This window comes from Pseudomonas tritici (genome assembly GCF_014268275.3).
Lineage (GTDB): Bacteria > Pseudomonadota > Gammaproteobacteria > Pseudomonadales > Pseudomonadaceae > Aquipseudomonas > Aquipseudomonas tritici.
Genome location: NZ_CP077084.1, coordinates 4,601,716 through 4,622,540, shown reverse-complemented (window position 1 = coordinate 4,622,540; position 20,825 = coordinate 4,601,716). Strand labels below are relative to the sequence as shown.

Here is a 20,825-nt window from a genome sequence, read left to right as displayed (position 1 = left end):
ACGATGCGCATTTCTACACAGCAGTATTTCGACACCAGTGCGAGCAAGTATCAGAACAATTATTCCAGCGTGGTTAAGGCCCAGGAGCAGGCGAGTTCCGGCGTGCGTGTACAGACCGCTGGGGATGATCCGGTGGCCGCGCAGCGTTTGCTGATGTTGCAGCAGCAGAAAGATATGCTGGCGCAGTCCAGCGGCAATATCAGCTCCCTGAAAAGTTCGCTGACCAACGAGCAGAGCATCCTGGATGCGCTCGACAAGGCGATGCAGGCTGGCAAGCAACTGGCCCTGCGGGCTGGCGGTGTGACCAGCGATGCTGATCGCAAGTCCATCTCGGTCGAAGTGGGGGCCCTGGAAGAGCAGGTATTGGGTTTGCTCAACAGCAAGGACGCGGCGGGCAATTACTTGTTCTCCGGCTCCAAGACCCAAACACCACCGTATTCGCGCAACAGCGATGGCACCTACAGCTACCAGGGCGACGAAAACGAACTGAGCCTGCAGGTTTCCGAGACGCTCACTGTGCGCACGGGCGATACCGGCAAAACCATTCTGGAAGGCGCGGCCAACAGCAGCCGCACCCAATCTACCTACATTGCACCTGCGACCGCGCCGCTGCCGCCAGCGATTTCTCCGCCGCTGGTCGATGACAAGAAGGTAGCGATCTCGGCCGGCCTGGTGACCTCGGGCGTCGATTACACCAAGCAGTTTGCCGACGGCCAGCCGTATAAGCTCACCTTCACCAGCAGCACCCAGTACACGGTGACGGACAAGGACAACAATGACATTACCTCAGAGATTGCGGGTAATGGCACGTTCGATTCCACCAAGGAAGGCAGCGGCAGCGTGAACCTTCGCGGGGTTAAGTTCGACATCACCATCGACCTTACCGACACTGCCACCGGGCCGAATGCCGATGCGTTGGTCAAGGGCCGCGAGTTCAGCCTGGCTGCCAAACCGGATACGTTCAGCGTTTCGCGTACCGCAAGCAACCAGTCGATGGCACAACTGACTAATGGCAACGTCAGCAGTGCGACAGACTATGCCAGTACCTTTCCCGGCAATAGCGGGGTGCTGATCAAGTTCAGTGACACCGACCCTACGGCCTTCCAGGTATTTGCGCAGCCGTATAGCACGAACAGCAAGGCGATTGACTCGGGCGTGATAGACACGACGACCACACCGAATTCGATCACCGCAGCGGGTGTTACCTTCGGTCTGAGCAGTGCGCCTGCGGTCGGTGACCAGTTTTCAGCCGGTGCCAGCACTCAAAAAACCCAGAACGCCCTCGACACGTTGAGTCAGCTGCGCCAAGCGCTGGAAAAACCGGCTGACGGTATTCCGGGCGCGCGCGTGAAGCTTCAGGATGCGCTGAACGCCGCAGTCAGTAACCTGGATAACTCGACTACCCAACTGGGCAATGTGATCGGCTCGATTGGTGCGCGCGAAAACGCGCTCGATGTGCAATCCGACGCAAACGCCAGTATCGGCCTGGCCAACACCACCACCATGAGTGCACTGGCCAATATCGACATGGGCGAAGCCGCGATCAGCCTGACCCTGCAGCAAACCATGCTGGAAGCCTCACAGCTGGCGTTTGTAAAAGTCTCGCAGTTGAGCCTCTTCAACAAGATGTAAGTGGCGTAACGCCAAGCGGCCCGCTCTGGAAACAGGGCGGGCCGTTGTCGTTTATGGGGTTTAATTGTTTGAAGGTTTTGCACAAAGCACACAAAATTGAGTGACCTGTGAGTCATAAAGCGCATCTTCACTGTATCGTGTGAAAAGGATAAGTCGTCACAGGGTCCTTGCGGGGCGGCTTTCAGCGAGATTTTTATGGGGTTATCCCCTTTATTGTCAGCACTCCGGGCGCAGTCCCAGGGGTGTTCTCCAGCTATTTAGTATTGGGAAGCCACAATGATTGGCATAAAAAGCATCGCCAGTTACGTGCCGGCAGACGGGATCGATAACTACGCCCAGGGTGCCAAATTCGCCAAGGATGAAGAGTTCATCATTGGCAAGATCGGTTCGGCGTTTTTGCCGCGCAAGGATGCCGCGCAGGAAACGTCTGACCTGTGTGTCGAAGCGGTCAACGCTTTGTTTGCCAACAACCCGGATTTGAAGCGCGAGTCCATCGACACACTGATCGTCGTGACCCAGAACGGTGATGAAGAGGGCTTGCCCCACACCGCCGCCATCGTCCAGGACAAACTCGGCCTGCCGACTCACGTCGCGGCGTTCGATATTTCCCTGGGCTGCTCCGGCTACGTGTATGGCATCTATGCGATGAAAGGCTTCATGGAAGCCACGGGCCTGAAAAACGGCCTGCTGATCACCGCCGACCCGTACTCGAAGATCGTCGACCCGGAAGACCGCAACACCACCATGCTGTTCGGCGATGCTGCCACCGCCACCTGGATGGGCGAAGACGCGCCGTGGTTGCTCGGCAAGTCCAAGTTCGGCACCGACGGTTCCGGCGCACCGCACCTTAAGGTCAGCGACGGCGTGTTCTTTATGAATGGCCGCCAGGTGTTCAACTTCGCGCTGCTTAAAGTGCCGGCGCATTTGCACGAGCTGCTCAACGAGTCGGACCTCAAGGCTGACGAGATTGATGCCTTCTGCATTCACCAGGGCAGTGCGGCCATTGTCGACGCCGTGGCGCGCCGTTTTGAAGACGCCCCGGTGGACAAGTTCATCAAGGACATGGTCGAGACCGGCAACACCGTTTCATCGAGCATTCCGTTGCTGCTGGAAAAACACGTGATGGACGCCACCTGGAAGCGCGTGGCCATCAGTGGTTTTGGTGTGGGCCTGTCGTGGGGTTCGGCGATTCTTTATCGCCCTTGATGCTTTAATCGCTTCAATAAAAAAACGCCGATGATCGAAAGATCATCGGCGTTTTTTATTTGGCGCCAGAAAACCTAATGAAATCTGGGTTTCGAGCCTGCGTAAACCCTTGAATTACAAGGGGTGGCACGACGCCAGTAAATAATTTCAAAAAAATCCTCAAGCATCCGGCTACCACGACGATAACTATTACGTAGGTTCTCAGGCCACACCCGGCGGTTGCCAGGGCCGGAAGCCGCAGTATCCATCCAACGAGGATTTCGTCATGGCTTTAACAGTAAACACCAACATTGCTTCGATCACTACTCAGGGCAACCTGAACAAAGCCGGCGGCGCCCTGGCCACTTCCATGCAGCGCCTGTCTTCCGGCCTGCGTATCAACAGCGCTAAAGACGACGCTGCCGGCCTGCAGATCGCTAACCGCCTGACCAGCCAAATCAACGGCCTGGGCCAAGCAGTCAAGAACGTGAACGACGGTATCTCGATCGCTCAGACCGCTGAAGGCGCGATGCAGGCTTCGACCGACATCCTGCAAAAAATGCGTACCCTGGCTCTGTCCTCGGCAACTGGTTCCCTCAGCCCTGACGACCGTAAGTCGAACAACGACGAATACCAGGCTCTGACTTCGGAACTGACCCGTATCTCCACTACTACCACCTTCGGTGGCCAGAAGTTGCTGGACGGTTCGTACGGTACCAAAGCCATCCAGGTTGGCGCAAACGCTAACGAAACCATCAACCTGAGCCTGGAAAACGTTTCGGCCAACAACATCGGCTCCCAGCAGCTGAAAAGCGTTGCCATCGCTCCAGGTACCGGTACTGTTGCCGGCGCGATCAACGTCACTGGTAACGGCCAGACCGGTACCTACACTGCCGGTGCCGGCGACTCGGCTAAAACCATCGCCAGCAACCTGAACGGCCTCATCGGTGGCCTGACTGCAACTGCCAGCACCGAAGCCAAGTTCACTGTAGACGAAGCGGCTGCCACTACTACTCCTGCTTCGTTCACCCTGACCGTTGGCGGCGCTGCCGTTGAGTTCAAGGGCGTTACCACCCAAGCCGGCCTGGCCGACCAGCTGAAATCCAACGCCGCCAAACTGGGTATCAGCGTCAGCTTCGACGAAACCAAAAAGACTCTGGAAGTCAAGTCCGACACCGGTGAGAACATCGTGGTCAGCGGTTCGACTGCTCCAGGTTCGGTGACTGTTGCTGCTAAAGATGGTGCTGGTGCTTACGGTACTGCAGTTGCCTTGGCGGACGCCCTGATCGTTACCGGTCAAGTGTCGCTGGACTCCGCCAAAGGCTACTCCCTGAGTGGTGCTGGTGTTGCTGGTCTGTTCGCGGCCGGTGCTGCTACCGAAGCAGCTGCGACCAAGACCACCGTTGCTCAAACCGACGTGACCGACGCCACCAAGGCCCAGAACGCCCTGGCTGTCATCGACAAAGCCATCGGCACCATCGACGGTGTTCGTTCGGGCCTGGGTGCTACCCAGAACCGTCTGACTACTACTGCAGACAACCTGCAGAACATTCAGAAGAACTCCACCGCTGCACGCTCCACCGTTCAGGACGTCGACTTCGCTTCCGAAACCGCCGAGCTGACCAAGCAACAAACCCTGCAATCGGCTTCCACCGCGATTCTGTCGCAGGCTAACCAGCTGCCATCCGCTGTACTGAAGCTGCTTCAGTAACTCCAGCGCTTGGTCACTAACGGAAGGGCGCGCTAAGTGCCCTTCCGTTTTTTCGGTTTAGAGGAGATTGGACATGGACATGAGTGTAAAGCTGAACCAGTCTTATCCGCCGGTTGCCCCTCAAGGCGCACCTGTGCAGGTGGCCGCCGACAAGAGCGTCACTAAAGTCCAGGAAACCCCGGCAACAGGCAAAGAGCCTGAGCGTGCGGACCTGGAAAAAGCAGTTACCGATATTCGCGAATTCGTACAAGCGTCCGAGCGCAAGCTGGACTTTTCAATTGATGACTCCACCCATCGTGTGGTGGTCAAGGTGATCGCCACCGACAGCGGTGAAGTGATCCGTCAGATTCCGTCGGAAACGGCGCTGAAGCTGGCACAGAACCTTTCCAGCGCAAGCCACCTGTTGTTTGACGACAAGGCCTGAGCTGGCATGAAACTTGTTGCTGTCGTGTCTTGAGGTGTAATAAGTCAAGATAACGGCAGCCACCGAACAGGAGATAGATGATGGCGGGTTCAACGGTAAGTGGTATCGGTTCGAACATCGATACGCAAGCGATCGTGAAGTCCTTGGTGGACGCCGAAAAGGTGCCCAAGCAGACGCAGATCAATACCGCGTCCCAGAAGGCGACCACCACGCTGTCTTCGATCGGCAAGATTCAGGCAGCGCTGGATGCGTTTCGTGGTGCCCTGGACACTATGTCCACCGGCAACAGCTTCACCGGCTTGACGGGTTCATCCTCGGATGAAAAGGTCGCCACCATGACGGCGAGCAATACGGCGTCCAACGGTAGTTTCCGTTTGATCGTGAGTCAGTTGGCCCAGGCGTCCAAGTTGTCCAGTACAACGTTCTCCGCGGGTGCCAATGCGGTGGTAAACGCCACTGATAAGCCGACGAAGTTAACTATCACGCAGTCGGGCAAGGGCTACGACCTGAGCGTCCCGGCTGGTGCGACCCTGCAGCAGGTGCGTGACTCGATCAATACCCAATTCGGTACTTCGGGGTTGAGTGCGAACATCCAGACCGACGCCAATGGTTCGCGGTTGATCCTGACCTCGACCACCATGGGGACGGGCTCGGACCTGACGCTGTCGGGGACTTCGGGATTGGATGTCGGCGCTACGGTCGTTGATAAACCGTTGGATGCTCTATACAGCATTGATGGGGTCAATTCCGTTTCCAAGTCCAACAACATCGAAGGCGCCCTGAGTGGGGTGAACATCAAGCTGGTCTCGGTCTCGGCTACCGTGACGGCTGGTGACGATTCCGAAAATGCGCCGAGGAACGCCACGCTGATCACGGTCAGCACAAACAACGCGGCCCTCAAATCCGGGGTCAAGGGCTTTGTCGATACTTACAACGCCTTGATGACTGCGATGACCGCCGAGACCAAGGTCACTACCAACCTCGATGGCAGCACTACGGCGGCGGCTCTGACGGGCGACTCCAGCATGCGTGCGCTGCAGAACGCTATCCGCAACGAGTTCAACAAGCTGTCTGGCACCGGTACGTTCAAGTCGCTGGCTCAATTCGGCGTAGGTACAAGTTCGACTACCGGCATGCTGGCGCTGGACGATAAAAAGTGGGACGCGGCGGTCAAGACCAACGCAGCCGACATCAGCAGCATGTTTTCCGGCAAAACCGGCATGCTGGCGCGCATGAAAAGTGCGACGGATGATTACGCCAGGGCAAGCACGGGCGTACTGGCTACGCGCACGGCTTCTTTGTCGAACACGTTGAAAGATCTGTCCAAGGATCAGGCAACGCTCGATGAGCGCATGACCCTGCTCACCAGCAGCCTCTCTGCCAAATACAACGCCATGGACACCCTGGTCGCCCAATTGCGCCAGCAAAGCACCAGCGTCATGACCACGCTCAATGCGTTGAACAATCCAAAAACCAATAATTGATTCCAAGTAAATAAAGAAGGCCAGGCAAACTGCCTGGCCTTTTTGTATCAGACGACGACTCGCGCTAAAGCTTTTTGCGAGCCAGTCGACATATTGGTTACTGAAATCCTTTCCGCTGTCGCCTGTCACGAGGTAGAAACATGAATCCCATGAGAGCCCTTCGCCAATACCAGAAGGTCAATTCCCATGCTCAGATCTCCGAAGCCAGCCCACATCGCCTGGTGCAGATGCTGATGGAGGGCGGTCTGGACCGCATGGCGCAGGCCAAAGGCGCGCTGGCGCGTGGCGACATCGCGGCCAAGGGCCTGATGCTCGGCAAGGCGATTGATATCGTGATCGGCCTGCGTGACGGCCTGGATGCAGCAAAGAGTGATAACCCGGCTTACGTCCAGCAGTTGGAAAGTTTGTATGCATATATGACCAACCGACTGATGGAAGCGAACCTGCATAACGACGCCGACATGATCGACGAAGTGGCGCGGTTGCTGATCACCGTAAAAGAAGGCTGGGACGCTATCGCGGCGCCACAGGCAGCAGCAGAATAAGGCCATCGGCCTTGAGGAACACGTCATGAGCCAAGCACTGCAACGCATTGATGAAACCCGTGAGGCGCTGATGGGCGCGCTGGCGGACCGTAACTGGGACGCCATCGGCGAACTGGACCTGGGCTGCCGTCACGTGATCGATGAGGTGCTCAACGAAGCGCCGGTAGATGAGGATGCGTTGCGCGAAAAGCTTGAGAGCCTACTGGCGGTGTACCAGCAATTGCTCGAGGTGACGACTGGCGAGCGCCAGGCGATTTTCGAAGAGATGTCGCAGATCAACCAAGCGAAAAACGCGTCAAAGGTTTACCATCTGTTCGGCTGAACAGGCGCAGTTAATCCGATTCGGCGCGTCATAAATTTGACCGTGCCAGCTTTTTTGACTTAACTAGTGCTGTTTTCAGATTTCAGACGTCTATAGAGTAAGAAGTCCTACAGCCGTCTCGATTGCCCTCACACCGGGCAGGAAGTTTTACTAGGGAAGTTGCTATTGCATGTGGCGTGAAACCAAAATTCTGCTGATCGATGACGATAGCGTCCGCCGCCGCGACTTGGCGGTGATTTTAAATTTTCTCGGTGAAGAAAATTTGCCCTGCGGCAGCCATGACTGGCAGCAGGTGGTCAGCTCATTGTCGTCGAGCCGTGAAGTCATATGCGTGCTGATCGGGACGGTAAACGCTCCTGGCGCTGTTTTGGGCTTGTTAAAGACACTGTCCACATGGGATGAGTTCCTTCCTGTGTTGCTAATGGGCGATATTTCTTCTGTCGATCTGCCAGAAGACCAACGCCGCCGCGTGCTTTCCACCCTGGAAATGCCGCCCAGCTACAGCAAATTGCTGGACTCCCTGCACCGTGCCCAGGTTTATCGTGAGATGTACGACCAGGCGCGCGAGCGCGGTCGCCATCGCGAACCTAACCTGTTCCGCAGCCTGGTCGGCACCAGCCGTGCCATCCAGCATGTGCGCCAAATGATGCAGCAAGTGGCCGATACCGACGCCAGCGTGTTGATCCTCGGCGAGTCGGGCACTGGCAAGGAAGTGGTCGCGCGCAACCTGCACTATCACTCCAAGCGCCGCGACGGGCCTTTTGTGCCGGTCAACTGCGGGGCGATCCCGGCAGAGTTGCTTGAAAGCGAACTGTTCGGCCACGAGAAGGGCGCCTTTACCGGGGCGATCACCAGCCGTGCCGGGCGTTTCGAGCTGGCCAACGGCGGCACCCTGTTCCTTGATGAAATCGGCGATATGCCGCTGCCGATGCAGGTCAAGCTGCTGCGCGTGTTGCAGGAGCGCACCTTCGAGCGCGTGGGCAGCAACAAGACCCAGAGCGTCGACGTGCGCATCATCGCGGCCACCCACAAGAACCTCGAAAGCATGATCGAGGTCGGCAGTTTCCGCGAAGACCTGTACTACCGCCTCAACGTATTCCCCATCGAGATGGCTCCGCTGCGTGAGCGCGTGGAAGACATCCCGTTGCTGATGAACGAACTGATCTCGCGCATGGAGCACGAAAAGCGCGGCTCGATCCGGTTCAACTCCGCTGCAATCATGTCCCTGTGCCGCCACGGCTGGCCGGGTAACGTGCGCGAGCTGGCCAACCTGGTGGAGCGCATGGCGATCATGCACCCCTACGGTGTGATCGGCGTGGTCGAGTTGCCGAAGAAATTCCGCTACGTCGACGACGAAGACGAGCAACTGGTCGACAGCCTGCGCAGCGACATGGAAGAGCGCGTAGCCATCAACGGCCATACTCCGGACTTCGGTTCCACCGCCATGTTGCCGCCTGAAGGTCTGGACCTGAAGGACTACCTCGGCAACCTGGAACAAGGCTTGATTCAACAAGCCCTGGACGATGCCAACGGCATCGTCGCCCGCGCCGCTGAGCGCCTGCGTATCCGTCGAACCACGCTGGTGGAGAAGATGCGCAAGTACGGTATGAGCCGCAAAGAAGGTGATGAACAGGCGGATGATTGACGCCTGTTTTTCAAGCCGCTGATTTTGGGTGTCCGGCCTCGCCAATACTGTTCCGTTTTTGACGGCGTCTGTTGCCGTCATACTGCGTTGCAGCTCCTCCCCATAGCCAGCTATGAGTCGTCGCTGCGCCTTGTCTGACGGCAACAGCCACTCGTCAAAACGAAACTGTATTGGCGAGGCCGGGCACCTTGGTTTTTTTTCGGCACAAGTATTGCTACAGCCCTCGCAACGTTCCGTTTAACTGACGGTCAGCCAAGCGAGAGAGCATGATGCCCCACGCCGCCCAACTATCTTCGGCCCCTGTCATCCAGGGGTTGATCCCGCCTGTAGAACCGCCGACCCGTCAGGGTCTTGAGCACGCGTTCTCGCAGTTCAACCAAATGTCGAGCCAACTGACCGATTCCTACAGCCTGCTCGAAGCCCGGGTGTCCGAGCTAAAAGGCGAGCTGGCCGTGGTCAGTGCCCAGCGCATGGAAGAATTGGCCGAGAAAGAGCGCCTGGCCAACCGTCTGCAGAACCTGCTCTCGCTATTGCCTGGCGGCGTGATCGTCATCGATGAAGACGGCCGCGTGCGCGAAGCCAATCCGGCCGCCTGCGACATGCTTGGTCTGCCGCTGGAAGGCGAGCTGTGGCGGCACGTCATCACCCGCTGTTTTGCGCCGCGTGAAGACGACGGCCACGAGATCTCGCTCAAGGATGGCCGCCGGTTGTCCATCGCTACCCGTTCTCTTGACGCGGAGCCGGGCCAGTTGGTGCTGCTCAACGACCTGACCGAAACCCGTCACTTGCAAGATCAACTGGCCCGCCACGAGCGTTTGTCCTCGCTGGGGCGCATGGTCGCTTCTCTGGCGCATCAGATCCGCACGCCATTGTCGGCAGCGTTGATCTACGCCAGTCATTTGACTGATGAGCAATTGCCCGCCGCCACCCACCAGCGCTTTGCCGGACGCCTCAAGGAGCGTTTGCACGAGTTGGAACACCAAGTGCGCGACATGCTGGTGTTTGCCCGCGGTGAACTGCCGCTGACCGACCGCATCACGCCATCCGAGTTGATGCAGGCCCTGCAAGCGGCGGCCGCCACCCATATTCAAGACGTCCAGGTGCGCTGGCAGTGCGACAGCCATCTCGGTGAGCTGCTGTGCAACCGCGACACCTTGGTGGGTTCACTGCTCAACCTGATCGAAAACGCCACCCAGGCCAGCGGCCCTGGCGCGCGGCTCAAGGTGCACCTGTACAACCGCGAGCAAACTCTGCGCCTGTGCATCAGTGACAGCGGCAGCGGTATCGAGCCCGCCGTGTTGCAGCGTTTGGGCGAACCCTTTTTCACCACCAAGACCAACGGTACAGGCCTGGGCCTGACCGTGGTCAAGGCAGTGGCGCGTGCTCATCAGGGAGAATTGCAGCTGCATTCCCGCCTGGGGCGTGGCACTTGTGCATTGATGACCTTGCCGCTGTTTTCATGCGCGGCAAGCGCGGAGTAGAGAGGATATGGCTATCAAGGTTCTGTTGGTGGAAGACGATCGCGCCCTGCGTGAAGCATTGGCTGACACGCTGCTGCTGGCGGGCCATGACTACCGGGCGGTCGGTTCTGCCGAGGAAGCCTTGGAGGCAGTGGAACAGGAGTCCTTCAGCCTGGTGGTCAGTGATGTGAATATGCCCGGCATGGACGGCCACCAGTTGCTCAGCCTGCTGCGTGCACGCCAGCCGCAGTTGCCGGTGTTGCTGATGACCGCCCATGGCGCCGTTGAGCGCGCGGTCGACGCGATGCGCCAGGGCGCGGCAGATTACCTGGTCAAGCCCTTCGAGCCTAAAGCACTGATTGAGCTGGTCGCGCGGCATGCCCTCGGTGTGATCTCGGCCAGCGAAAGCGAGGGCCCGATTGCCTTCGAGCCGGCCAGTGCTCAGTTGCTGGAGCTGGCGGCACGCGTGGCGCGCAGTGATTCCACTGTGTTGATCTCCGGCGAGTCCGGCACCGGCAAGGAAGTGCTGGCGCGTTACATCCACCAACAATCGACCCGCGCCAAACAACCGTTTATCGCGATCAACTGCGCGGCGATCCCCGACAACATGCTCGAAGCCACGCTGTTCGGCCACGAAAAAGGCTCGTTCACCGGCGCCATCGCGGCGCAGGCCGGCAAGTTCGAACAGGCCGACGGCGGCACCATCCTGCTCGATGAAATTTCGGAAATGCCCCTGGGCCTGCAAGCCAAGTTGCTGCGGGTGCTGCAGGAGCGTGAAGTCGAGCGCGTCGGCGCACGCAAGCCGATCCAGCTGGATATCCGCGTGGTCGCCACCACCAACCGCGACCTGGCGGGCGAAGTGGCGGCGGGGCGCTTCCGTGAGGATTTGTTCTACCGCCTGTCGGTGTTCCCCCTGGCCTGGCGCCCTCTGCGTGAGCGCCCGGCAGATATCATCCCGCTGGCCGAGCGCCTGCTGAACAACCACGTCAAAAAAATGAAGCACGCTCAGGCACGCCTGTCCGCTGAGGCCCAGGCCTGCCTGATCAGCTACCCATGGCCGGGCAACGTGCGGGAATTGGACAACGCCATCCAGCGCGCGCTGATCTTGCAGCAGGGCGGCCTGATTCAGCCCCAGGATTTCTGCCTAGCCATGGGCAGCGGCGTGGCGCCGCTCCCAACCTTGGCGCCTGCGCCCGTGGTGGCTGAAATCGAAACCGCTGGTGCCCTGGGCGACGACCTGCGTCGCCGCGAATTCCAGATGATTATCGACACCCTGCGTTCTGAACGCGGCCGCCGCAAAGAGGCCGCCGAACGCCTGGGCATCAGCCCGCGTACCCTGCGTTACAAGCTGGCGCAGATGCGCGACGCCGGCATGGACGTGGAAGCGTATCTGTTTGCAACCTAGTTTTATCGCGGCAGTTAGTATCAAGGCCGACAAGCTTTGTCGCCTTTTCTTACGAGTTGATACAGAGCTGGCACCCTTGTTGCTACCTCCCTTAGTAATTGCGGCGTAGCGTCAAAAAACTGCGGGTTGTCGGAGAGAGAAGGTCATGAGCCAGGGTATTGAGTTCAATCGGTTGATGTTGGATATGCGCTCCATGCAAATGGACGCCATGGCTCAACCGAAATCCGTCGCGCCAGCGCCGGAATTGGGCCAAAGCAGTTTTGCCGACATGCTGGGTTCGGCGATTAACAAAGTCAGTAGCACCCAGCAAGCCTCCAGCCAGTTGGCCAATGCGTTCGAGATCGGCAAAAGCGGCGTGGACCTCACCGACGTGATGGTCGCTTCGCAAAAGGCCAGCGTTTCGTTCCAGGCGCTGACCCAAGTGCGTAACAAGCTGGTTCAGGCCTACCAAGACATCATGCAGATGCCGGTTTAAGGACGAGATTTAAGTCATGGCAGAAGCAGTCGTGGACAACGCACCCGCCAAGGCAGACGGCAAGCCGCCGCTGTTTGGCCTGTCGTTCCTGGAAAACCTCTCCGAAATGACCATGTTGCGTCAGGTGGGCCTGTTGGTCGGCCTGGCTGCCAGCGTGGCGATTGGTTTTGCCGTGGTGCTGTGGTCGCAGCAACCTGATTACCGGCCGCTGTACGGCAGCCTGGCGGGCATGGATTCCAAACAGATCATGGAAACCCTGGCCGCCGCCGACATCGCCTACACCGTGGAGCCCAACTCCGGGGCCCTGCTGGTCAAGGCCGACGATGTGGCCCGAGCGCGCATGAAGCTCGCGGCGGCCGGCGTGACCCCGTCCGACAGCAATATCGGTTTTGAAATCCTCGACAAGGACCAGGGCCTGGGGACCAGCCAGTTCATGGAAGCCACCCGCTACCGTCGTGGCCTGGAAGGCGAACTGGCGCGCACTATCTCCAGCCTGAATAACGTCAAGGGTGCCCGCGTGCACCTGGCCATTCCGAAAAGCTCGGTGTTTGTGCGCGATGAGCGCAAGCCAAGTGCTTCGGTATTGGTTGAGCTGTTTTCTGGCCGCTCCCTTGAGCCTGGCCAGGTCCTGGCGATCATCAACCTGGTGGCCACCAGTGTTCCTGAGCTGAGCAAGTCGCAGATCACCGTCGTTGACCAGAAGGGCAACCTGCTGTCCGACATGGCCGAAAACTCCGCGCTGACCCAGGCCGGCAAGCAGTTCGACTACAGCCGTCGCATGGAAAGCATGCTCACCCAGCGTGTGCACAACATCCTGCAACCGGTGCTGGGCAATGATCGCTACAAGGCTGAAGTGTCCGCCGACGTGGACTTCAGCGCCGTCGAGTCGACCTCCGAGCAGTTCAACCCGGACCAGCCGGCGTTGCGCAGCGAGCAGTCGACCAGCGAACAACGCACCGCCGCCAATGGCCCGCCGCAAGGCGTGCCGGGTGCCCTGAGCAACCAGCCACCGGCCCCGGCCTCGGCTCCGCAAACCACAGGTGGCGCTGCCGCTACCGCGGGTGCGATCCAGCCTGGCCAGCCATTGCTGGATGCCAACGGCCAGCAGATCATGGACCCGGCCACTGGCCAGCCGATGCTCGCACCGTACCCGGCGGACAAGCGTAACCAGTCCACCAAGAACTTCGAGCTTGACCGTTCCATCAGCCACACCAAGCAGCAACAGGGGCGCGTCAATCGCCTGTCGGTGTCGGTGGTGGTCGATGATCAAGTCAAGGTCAACGCTGCTGACGGTGCGGTAACCCGCGCCCCATGGAGCGCCGACGAATTGGCGCGCTTCACTCGCCTGGTGCAGGACGCCGTCGGTTTCGACGCCAGCCGTGGTGACAGCGTCAGCGTGATCAATATGCCGTTCTCCGCCGAACGTGGCGAAGTCATCGCCGAGGCTGCGTTCTACACGCAGCCGTGGTTCTGGGACATCGTCAAGCAAGTGCTGGGTGTGTTGTTTATCCTGGTACTGGTGTTTGGCGTGCTGCGCCCGGTGCTCAACAACATCACCGGCAACGGCAAGAAACAACTGGCTGCCTTTGGTGGCAGCGATGTCGAGTTGGGTGGCATGGGCGGCCTGGACGGCGAACTGGCCAACGACCGCGTCAGCCTGGGCGGCCCGCAAAGCATTCTGTTGCCAAGCCCGAGCGAAGGCTATGACGCTCAGTTGAACGCAATCAAGAGTCTGGTAGCAGAAGACCCGGGCCGTGTGGCCCAGGTCGTGAAAGAGTGGATTAACGCAGATGAGTGATCGAGCCGCTGTTGCCAAGCTCACCAAGGTCGATAAAGCCGCAGTCTTGCTGCTGTCCCTCGGTGAAACCGACGCCGCCCAAGTGCTGCGCCACATGGGCCCCAAAGAGGTTCAACGAGTCGGCGTGGCCATGGCGCAAATGCGCAATGTGCACCGCGAGCAAGTCGAGCAGGTGATGAGCGAGTTCGTCGAGATCGTCGGCGACCAGACCAGCCTGGGCGTCGGCTCCGACAGCTACATCCGCAAGATGCTCACCTCGGCCCTGGGCGAAGACAAAGCCAACGGCCTGATCGACCGCATCCTGCTGGGTGGCAATACCAGCGGCCTCGACAGCCTGAAATGGATGGAGCCGCGCGCCGTTGCCGACGTGATCCGCTACGAGCACCCGCAGATCCAGGCGATCGTAGTGGCGTACCTCGACCCCGACCAGGCCGGTGAAGTCCTCGGCCACTTCGACCATAAAGTGCGCCTGGATATCATCCTGCGCGTGTCGTCGCTGAACACTGTGCAGCCGGCGGCCCTCAAAGAATTGAACACCATTCTGGAGAAGCAGTTCTCCGGCAACTCGAACGCCTCGCGTACCACCTTGGGTGGTATCAAGCGCGCGGCCGACATCATGAACTTCCTCGACAGCTCGGTCGAAGGCCAGTTGATGGACTCGATCCGCGAGATCGACGACACCCTGTCCGGCCAGATCGAAGACCTCATGTTTGTGTTCAACAACCTCTCCGATGTCGACGACCGTGGCATCCAGGCGCTGCTGCGTGAAGTGTCGTCTGATGTTTTGGTGCTGGCCCTCAAGGGCTCGGACGAGGGCGTCAAGGAAAAGATCTTCAAGAACATGTCCAAGCGCGCTTCGGAACTGTTGCGCGACGACCTGGAAGCCAAAGGCCCGGTACGCGTCAGCGACGTGGAAACCGCGCAGAAAGAAATCCTCACCATTGCCCGCCGTATGGCCGAAGCCGGAGAAATCGTTCTCGGCGGGAAGGGCGGCGAAGAAATGATTTAAGGCGCTTTCCATGTCGAACAAAGATGAGGCACCCAGCGATCTGATTCGCGCACGGGATGTCGGCGGGTTCGACATCTGGTCGTTGCCCAGCTTCGACCCGCACGTGCCGGAGCCTGAACCGGAACCGGTTGTAGAAGCCCCGGTGGAAATGGAAGAAGTGCCGCTGGATGAAGTCCAGCCACTGACCCTGGAAGAGTTGGAAAGCATCCGCCAGGAGGCCTACAACGAAGGCTTCGCCGCCGGTGAAAAAGACGGTTTTCGCAGCACCACGCTCAAGGTGCGCCAGGAAGCCGAGGCAGCGCTGAGCGTCAAGCTGGCCAGCCTGGAACGCTTGATGGGCTGCCTGTTCGAGCCTATCGCTGAGCAGGATTCGCAGATCGAAAAGTCCATGGTCGACCTGGTGCAGCACATTGCCCGCCAGGTGATCCAGCGTGAGCTGGTGCTGGACTCCAGCCATATCGAAAGCGTGATGCGCGAAGCGCTCAAGCTGCTGCCCCTGGGCGTCGGCAATGTGCGGTTGTACATCAACCCGCAGGATTTCGAACAGGTCAAAGCCCTGCGCGAGCGCCATGAAGAAACCTGGCGCATCGTCGAAGATGCGGCGCTGCAACCCGGTGGCTGCCGTGTCGAGACCGAACACAGCCGCATCGACGCCACGGTGGAAACCCGCATCAGCCAGATCATGGCCAAGCTGCTGGACCAGGCCCACGAGCAGGTGTTGAACCCGGCCGAACCGGACCTGAGCGTGGACCTGGACACCCCCGATGCGCCTTGATCGCACCAGCTTCGCCAAGCGCTTGAGCGGTTACGCCGACGCCACAGAGTTGCCCGGCCAGCCAATCCTTGAAGGGCGCCTGCTGCGCATGGTCGGCCTGACCCTCGAGGCCGAAGGCCTGCGCGCCGCCATGGGCAGCCGCTGCATGGTGATCAACGACGACAGTTACCACCCGGTGCAGGTCGAAGCCGAAGTGATGGGCTTTTCCGGCAACAAGATTTTCCTGATGCCCGTCGGCAGCCTGGCGGGCATTGCCCCCGGCGCTCGCGTGGTGCCATTGGCCGACACCGGCCGCCTGCCCATGGGCATGAGCATGCTCGGCCGCGTACTTGACGGTGCCGGTCGTGCGTTGGATGGCAAAGGCGGCATGAAGGCCGAAGATTGGGTGCCGATGGACGGGCCCACCATCAACCCGCTCAACCGTAACCCCATCAGCGTGCCGCTGGATGTGGGCATTCGCAGCATCAACGGATTATTGACGGTCGGTCGCGGCCAGCGCCTTGGCCTGTTCGCCGGTACCGGCGTGGGTAAGTCGGTGTTGCTGGGCATGATGACGCGCTTCACCGAAGCCGACATCATCGTGGTGGGGCTGATCGGCGAGCGGGGCCGTGAGGTGAAGGAATTCATCGAGCACAGCCTCGGCGAAGAAGGCCTCAAGCGCTCGGTTGTGGTCGCGTCGCCGGCGGATGATGCGCCGCTGATGCGTTTGCGCGCCGCCATGTACTGCACCCGCATCGCCGAATATTTTCGCGACAAGGGCAAGAACGTCCTCTTGCTGATGGATTCGCTCACACGTTTCGCCCAGGCCCAGCGGGAAATTGCCCTGGCCATTGGCGAGCCGCCTGCCACCAAGGGCTATCCGCCGTCGGTGTTCGCCAAGCTGCCCAAGCTGGTGGAGCGCGCCGGTAACGCCGAGGCCGGCGGTGGCTCGATCACCGCGTTCTACACCGTGCTGTCCGAGGGCGATGACCAGCAGGACCCGATTGCCGACTCGGCGCGGGGCGTGCTCGATGGTCACATCGTGCTGTCGCGGCGCCTGGCAGAAGAGGGGCACTACCCGGCCATCGACATCGAAGCGTCCATCAGCCGGGTTATGCCGGCGGTGGTCACGCCGGAACACATGGCCCGCGCGCAACAGTTCAAGCAATTATGGTCGCGTTATCAGCAGAGCCGCGATTTGATCAGCGTCGGCGCCTACGTGGCCGGCGGCGATCGCGAGACCGACCTGGCCATCGCCCTGCAACCTCAGTTGGTGACCTACTTGCGCCAGGGCCTCAACGACAAGATCAGCATGGGCGAAAGCGAAGCGCACCTGCAGACGATCTTTGCTCCCGCGCCGGGCGGCTAAGCCATGGCCAACAGCCGCGCTGCGCGCCTGGCTCCGGTGGTGGACATGGCCGAAAAGGCCGAAAAAACTGCCGTTCAGCGCCTGGGTTATTTCCAGGGCCAGGTCCGCCTGGCGGAAAGCAAACTGGGTGACCTGGAGCGCTTTCGCGGCGAGTACCAGCAGCAATGGATCGAGCGCGGCACCAAAGGTGTCTCGGGCCAATGGTTGATGGGCTACCAAGGCTTTCTCAACCAACTGGAAACTGCCGTCGCCCAGCAACGCCAGAGCCTGGCGTGGCACCAGAACAACCTCGACAAGGCCCGCGAGAGTTGGCAGCAGGCATTTGCCCGCGTCGAAGGCTTGCGCAAACTGGTGCAGCGTTACATCGATGAAGCGCGGGCGCTGGAAGACAAGCGCGAGCAGAAGCTGTTGGATGAACTGTCACAGCGCCTTCCACGCCAAGAACAGTATTAAGGAGCGGGCTTACCTGCGATGGCCATGGGTATTTACACACTATTGTAGTGAGCGGGCTTGCCCCGCGCCGGGGGGCGAAGCCTCCCCAACAAGGCCATCGGGTTTTTCAGCTAAAACGCGGTGCCAGGTTTTAGGGCCGCTTCGCAGCCCGGCGCGGGGCAAGCCCGCTCACTACGATATTGCATCGCCCACACACATTTGATTCGTTGTGTTGCCCATAGCCGGTTCACCTGCTAAACCTTGTGTCATTGCCAATGACAAGGAAGCAGTCGCATGTCAGTTGAGTCAGAAGTATCCCTGGATGGGAAGAAATTGACGATCGTGATCAAAGGCCGGTTCGATTTCGGCAGCCATCAAACCTTTCGCGACGCCTATGAGCGGTTCTACAAAGTGCCTGAGTTGTACGTCGTCGACTTGAAGGATACCACCTACATGGACAGCTCGGCCTTGGGCATGCTCTTGCTGTTGCGTGATCACGCGGGGGGCGACGAGTCGGAGGTCCGGGTAATAAACAGCAACTCCGATGTGCGCAAGATCCTCGCTATCTCCAACTTCGACAAACTGTTCGACATCAGTTGAGCGTCCTGGCCCCCGTTCTTGAGCCGCTGACGATCCTGATCGCCGAAGACAGCGCCGCTGACCTGCTGTTGCTGGCGACCATCGTACGGCGCCAGGGCCACCACGTGCTGACGGCCACCAACGGTGCGGAGGCGGTCGAGGTGTTTATCCGTGAGCGCCCGCAGTTGGTGTTAATGGATGCGCTGATGCCGGTGATGGATGGCTTTGAAGCCGCGCGCCGGATCAAGCAGTTGGCGGGTGAAGAGCTGGTGCCGCTGATTTTCCTCACCTCCCTGCGCGAGAGCGAAGCCCTGGCCCAATGCCTGGATGCCGGCGGCGATGATTTCCTGCCCAAACCCTATAACCAACTTATTCTCGCGGCGAAGATCAATGCGATGGACCGTCTGCGGCGGTTGCAGGCCACGGTCCTGCAGCAGCGAGACCTGATCGCCAAGCATCATGACTATCTCCTGCATGAGCAGCGGGTGGCCAAGGCGGTGTTCGACAAGGTCGCGCATTCGGGCTGTATCAACGCCGCGCCGAATATTCGCTACCTGCAATCGCCCTATGCGTTATTCAACGGCGACTTGTTATTGGCCGCCTACACGCCCTCCGGCGACATGCATGTGTTGCTCGGTGATTTCACCGGCCACGGCCTGCCGGCGGCGGTGGGCGCCATGCCCCTGGCAGAAGTGTTCTACGGCATGACCGCCAAGGGCTATGGCCTGGCGCAAATCCTGGGCGAGATGAACGCTAAGCTCAAGCGCATCTTGCCGGTGGACATGTTCTGCTGCGCCACGCTGTTGTGCCTGAGCACGCAGCGGCGGGTGGTGGAGGTGTGGAACGGCGGCATGCCCGAAGGGTATGTGCATGAAGTCGCCACCGGCAAGCGTACGCCACTGGCGTCCCGACATTTGCCGTTGGGGGTGCTGGCGGCTGAGGCCTTTGATGATCGCACCGAAGTCTGGCCCATGGCCCTGGGCGACCGGGTGTTCTTGCTGTCCGATGGCGTGTTGGACACCGCTGACGCCAATGACCAGTTGTTTGGCGCAGAGCGTTTGCAGCAGGTGTTCGCTGCCAATCGCGAACCTGACCGTTTATTTGAAGATATCGAACAGGCCCTGGCGGCGTTTCGAGGTGAAGCGCGGGATGACGTGAGCATGGTGGAAATCACCCTGCAAGCCGGCCAGCAGCCGCGTGCCACCGGGCAGTTGTACGCCGACAGCGGGCAGGCATGCCCGCTGGATTGGTCGGTGAGTTTTGAATTCCGCGCCGAAACGTTAAAACGTTACAACCCTTTGCCGTACCTGCTGCAACTGCTGCTGGAAATCCATGGCCTTCGCGAGCAGAGCGGGGCGCTTTACAGCGTGATGGCCGAGCTGTACTCCAATGCGCTGGAGCATGGCGTGCTGGGCCTGGACTCCCGGCTCAAGCGCGATGCCCAAGGGTTTGCCGAGTATTACCACCTGCGCAATGACCGCCTGAACCTGCTAACCAGCGGTTATGTGCGCGTGCATGTGCAGGTGGTGCCGACGCAGGGGGGCGGTCGCCTGAGCCTGAGTATTGAAGACAGCGGCGCGGGCTTTGACGTGGAACAGGTGCTGGCGCGGCCGCTGGACATCGACCGTCTGTCTGGCCGGGGGTTGAGCTTGGTACGGCAGTTGAGCAGCGATGTACGCTGGTCCGACGGCGGGCGCAGTGTCTGCGTGGAGTTTTGCTGGGAGGCTCTGGCATAATCCGCCGATTCTTGATCAAGGAGCGAGCAAGTGGTTGATCTACATCTGGACCCGGATGTGTTGTCGGGTTTGCAGGAAGTCATGGAGGGTGAGTATCCCAAATTGCTTGATACCTTTCTCGATGATTCCCAGAAGCGTGTCGAGGCGCTGCGCAAGGCTAGGGATGATGCGAAGGCGTTGGGGCGGATTGCGCATAGCTTCAAGGGGAGCAGTGGGAACCTTGGGGCGGTGCGGTTGGCACAGTTGTGTCAGCGGTTGGAGGTTGAATCGGTTGGACCTGCGGTTGGGGATTTGGGCGAGTTGGTGGATCAGATTGATCGTGAGTTTGCTTTGGTTAAGCCGATGTATGAGTCGGAGCGGCAGCGGTTTGGGGTTTGAGTTGAGTGTGTGCATATCCGTTATTTAGGTAACGGCCACTATTGGTTCCGCTCTTACAGCGGGTCACTTTTGGAAGGACCCAAAAGTAACCAAAGGTCCTCGCCCCAACACTCGGCACCTCGCCTAGGCTCTGTGTGCCCTCACTCCGGCTTTGGAGCGTGGGCCGCCGCGATGGGCCATCCTTGGCCCAGCGCGGCTAACCCGGCGTCCTGCCGGGTTACCCACGCTCCAAAGCCTGCGTTCGGCCAGCGTGTTTGACGGGGCGCCCCAGATCAAGATCAAAAGCGCGGCGGCCTGAAAGCCGACCGGTTTCTAACTGTCGATCTCGGTTCAAATGTGGGAGCTGGCTTGCCTGCGATGGCATCACCCTGGTTTACCTGATGTACCGAGTTGCCTGCATCGCAGGCAAGCCAGCTCCCACCATTTGGCCGTTACCGAAAAAATGGATATTTACTCGGTCGATATACCAACCTGGCCCAACT

At 59.7% G+C, this 20,825-nt stretch carries 19 protein-coding genes; all 19 read left to right on the top strand.

All coding sequences use genetic code 11. The features are described 5' to 3' along the window. Positions 1-3 precede the first annotated feature (3 nt). The 19 genes from HU722_RS20925 to HU722_RS20835 all read left to right on the top strand — a co-directional run bounded on the left by HU722_RS20925 (position 4) and on the right by HU722_RS20835 (position 20,343). Entirely contained in the window at positions 4-1,632 is a 1,629-nt protein-coding gene (locus tag HU722_RS20925) for a flagellar hook-associated protein 3 (RefSeq protein ID WP_065891085.1), read from the top strand. A 276-nt stretch (positions 1,633-1,908) separates the two neighbouring features. After that, positions 1,909-2,838 carry a ketoacyl-ACP synthase III gene (locus HU722_RS20920; protein WP_065891084.1) on the top strand — a complete coding sequence of 310 codons (930 nt, stop codon included), beginning with the start codon at positions 1,909-1,911 and terminating at the stop codon, positions 2,836-2,838. 265 nt (positions 2,839-3,103) lie between these two features. Then, complete coding sequence (locus tag HU722_RS20915; protein WP_065873754.1) at positions 3,104-4,528, top strand: flagellin N-terminal helical domain-containing protein; 1,425 nt, start codon at positions 3,104-3,106, stop codon at positions 4,526-4,528. A 73-nt stretch (positions 4,529-4,601) separates the two neighbouring features. Beyond that, entirely contained in the window at positions 4,602-4,952 is a 351-nt protein-coding gene (locus HU722_RS20910) for a flagellar protein FlaG (RefSeq protein ID WP_049712143.1), read from the top strand. Positions 4,953-5,032: 80 nt separating this feature from the next. Next, a complete protein-coding gene (fliD, locus tag HU722_RS20905; protein WP_065891083.1) occupies positions 5,033-6,436 on the top strand; it encodes a flagellar filament capping protein FliD in 1,404 nt (467 codons plus the stop codon). A 140-nt stretch (positions 6,437-6,576) separates the two neighbouring features. Beyond that, entirely contained in the window at positions 6,577-6,981 is a 405-nt protein-coding gene (fliS, locus tag HU722_RS20900) for a flagellar export chaperone FliS (protein ID WP_065873752.1), read from the top strand. A 25-nt stretch (positions 6,982-7,006) separates the two neighbouring features. Further along, positions 7,007-7,303 carry a flagellar protein FliT gene (fliT, locus tag HU722_RS20895; protein WP_065873751.1) on the top strand — a complete coding sequence of 99 codons (297 nt, stop codon included), beginning with the start codon at positions 7,007-7,009 and terminating at the stop codon, positions 7,301-7,303. Between the two features lie 169 nt (positions 7,304-7,472). Continuing rightward, entirely contained in the window at positions 7,473-8,948 is a 1,476-nt protein-coding gene (locus tag HU722_RS20890) for a sigma-54 dependent transcriptional regulator (protein ID WP_049712146.1), read from the top strand. Positions 8,949-9,217: 269 nt separating this feature from the next. Next, complete coding sequence (locus HU722_RS20885; protein WP_065891105.1) at positions 9,218-10,429, top strand: sensor histidine kinase; 1,212 nt, start codon at positions 9,218-9,220, stop codon at positions 10,427-10,429. A gap of 7 nt (positions 10,430-10,436) precedes the next feature. Next, the gene (locus HU722_RS20880; RefSeq protein WP_065891082.1) at positions 10,437-11,813 is read left to right on the top strand and encodes a sigma-54-dependent transcriptional regulator; all 1,377 of its coding nucleotides are present in this window, start codon (positions 10,437-10,439) and stop codon (positions 11,811-11,813) included. Positions 11,814-11,958: 145 nt separating this feature from the next. Then, complete coding sequence (fliE, locus tag HU722_RS20875; protein ID WP_049712148.1) at positions 11,959-12,288, top strand: flagellar hook-basal body complex protein FliE; 330 nt, start codon at positions 11,959-11,961, stop codon at positions 12,286-12,288. A 16-nt stretch (positions 12,289-12,304) separates the two neighbouring features. Further along, complete coding sequence (gene fliF / locus HU722_RS20870) at positions 12,305-14,086, top strand: flagellar basal-body MS-ring/collar protein FliF (RefSeq protein ID WP_065873749.1); 1,782 nt, start codon at positions 12,305-12,307, stop codon at positions 14,084-14,086. After that, positions 14,079-15,095 carry a flagellar motor switch protein FliG gene (gene fliG, locus HU722_RS20865; RefSeq protein WP_015885192.1) on the top strand — a complete coding sequence of 339 codons (1,017 nt, stop codon included), beginning with the start codon at positions 14,079-14,081 and terminating at the stop codon, positions 15,093-15,095. Before fliF ends, fliG begins: the two co-directional genes overlap by 8 nt. A 10-nt stretch (positions 15,096-15,105) precedes the next feature. Next, a complete protein-coding gene (gene fliH, locus HU722_RS20860; protein ID WP_065873748.1) occupies positions 15,106-15,870 on the top strand; it encodes a flagellar assembly protein FliH in 765 nt (254 codons plus the stop codon). After that, positions 15,860-17,218, top strand: a complete 1,359-nt coding sequence (gene fliI / locus HU722_RS20855) for a flagellar protein export ATPase FliI (RefSeq protein WP_065873747.1) — start codon at positions 15,860-15,862, stop codon at positions 17,216-17,218. Before fliH ends, fliI begins: the two co-directional genes overlap by 11 nt. A gap of 3 nt (positions 17,219-17,221) precedes the next feature. Then, on the top strand, positions 17,222-17,671 hold the full coding sequence (fliJ, locus tag HU722_RS20850; protein WP_065873746.1) for a flagellar export protein FliJ: 450 nt from the start codon (positions 17,222-17,224) through the stop codon (positions 17,669-17,671). 273 nt (positions 17,672-17,944) lie between these two features. Continuing rightward, entirely contained in the window at positions 17,945-18,250 is a 306-nt protein-coding gene (locus HU722_RS20845; protein ID WP_049712153.1) for an STAS domain-containing protein, read from the top strand. Further along, entirely contained in the window at positions 18,247-19,965 is a 1,719-nt protein-coding gene (locus HU722_RS20840) for an ATP-binding SpoIIE family protein phosphatase (protein WP_065873745.1), read from the top strand. The genes HU722_RS20845 and HU722_RS20840 overlap by 4 nt, the downstream gene beginning before the upstream one ends. A gap of 30 nt (positions 19,966-19,995) precedes the next feature. Next, positions 19,996-20,343 (top strand): Hpt domain-containing protein, encoded by a 348-nt coding sequence (locus HU722_RS20835; RefSeq protein WP_065873744.1) that lies wholly within the window; start codon positions 19,996-19,998, stop codon positions 20,341-20,343. Positions 20,344-20,825: the final 482 nt, after the last annotated feature.

What these genes read in the sequence shown, in the direction of transcription:
- fliT (WP_065873751.1), top strand. Translation starts at nt 7,007, where the DNA reads ATGAGCCAAGCACTGCAACGCATTGATGAAACCCGTGAGGCGCTGATG.
- HU722_RS20880 (WP_065891082.1), top strand. Translation starts at nt 10,437, where the DNA reads ATGGCTATCAAGGTTCTGTTGGTGGAAGACGATCGCGCCCTGCGTGAA.
- fliE (WP_049712148.1), top strand. Translation starts at nt 11,959, where the DNA reads ATGAGCCAGGGTATTGAGTTCAATCGGTTGATGTTGGATATGCGCTCC.
- HU722_RS20915 (WP_065873754.1), top strand. Translation starts at nt 3,104, where the DNA reads ATGGCTTTAACAGTAAACACCAACATTGCTTCGATCACTACTCAGGGC.
- HU722_RS20890 (WP_049712146.1), top strand. Translation starts at nt 7,473, where the DNA reads ATGTGGCGTGAAACCAAAATTCTGCTGATCGATGACGATAGCGTCCGC.
- HU722_RS20920 (WP_065891084.1), top strand. Translation starts at nt 1,909, where the DNA reads ATGATTGGCATAAAAAGCATCGCCAGTTACGTGCCGGCAGACGGGATC.
- HU722_RS20885 (WP_065891105.1), top strand. Translation starts at nt 9,218, where the DNA reads ATGCCCCACGCCGCCCAACTATCTTCGGCCCCTGTCATCCAGGGGTTG.
- fliS (WP_065873752.1), top strand. Translation starts at nt 6,577, where the DNA reads ATGAATCCCATGAGAGCCCTTCGCCAATACCAGAAGGTCAATTCCCAT.
- fliD (WP_065891083.1), top strand. Translation starts at nt 5,033, where the DNA reads ATGGCGGGTTCAACGGTAAGTGGTATCGGTTCGAACATCGATACGCAA.
- fliI (WP_065873747.1), top strand. Translation starts at nt 15,860, where the DNA reads ATGCGCCTTGATCGCACCAGCTTCGCCAAGCGCTTGAGCGGTTACGCC.
- fliJ (WP_065873746.1), top strand. Translation starts at nt 17,222, where the DNA reads ATGGCCAACAGCCGCGCTGCGCGCCTGGCTCCGGTGGTGGACATGGCC.
- fliG (WP_015885192.1), top strand. Translation starts at nt 14,079, where the DNA reads ATGAGTGATCGAGCCGCTGTTGCCAAGCTCACCAAGGTCGATAAAGCC.
- fliH (WP_065873748.1), top strand. Translation starts at nt 15,106, where the DNA reads ATGTCGAACAAAGATGAGGCACCCAGCGATCTGATTCGCGCACGGGAT.
- HU722_RS20910 (WP_049712143.1), top strand. Translation starts at nt 4,602, where the DNA reads ATGGACATGAGTGTAAAGCTGAACCAGTCTTATCCGCCGGTTGCCCCT.
- fliF (WP_065873749.1), top strand. Translation starts at nt 12,305, where the DNA reads ATGGCAGAAGCAGTCGTGGACAACGCACCCGCCAAGGCAGACGGCAAG.
- HU722_RS20845 (WP_049712153.1), top strand. Translation starts at nt 17,945, where the DNA reads ATGTCAGTTGAGTCAGAAGTATCCCTGGATGGGAAGAAATTGACGATC.
- HU722_RS20925 (WP_065891085.1), top strand. Translation starts at nt 4, where the DNA reads ATGCGCATTTCTACACAGCAGTATTTCGACACCAGTGCGAGCAAGTAT.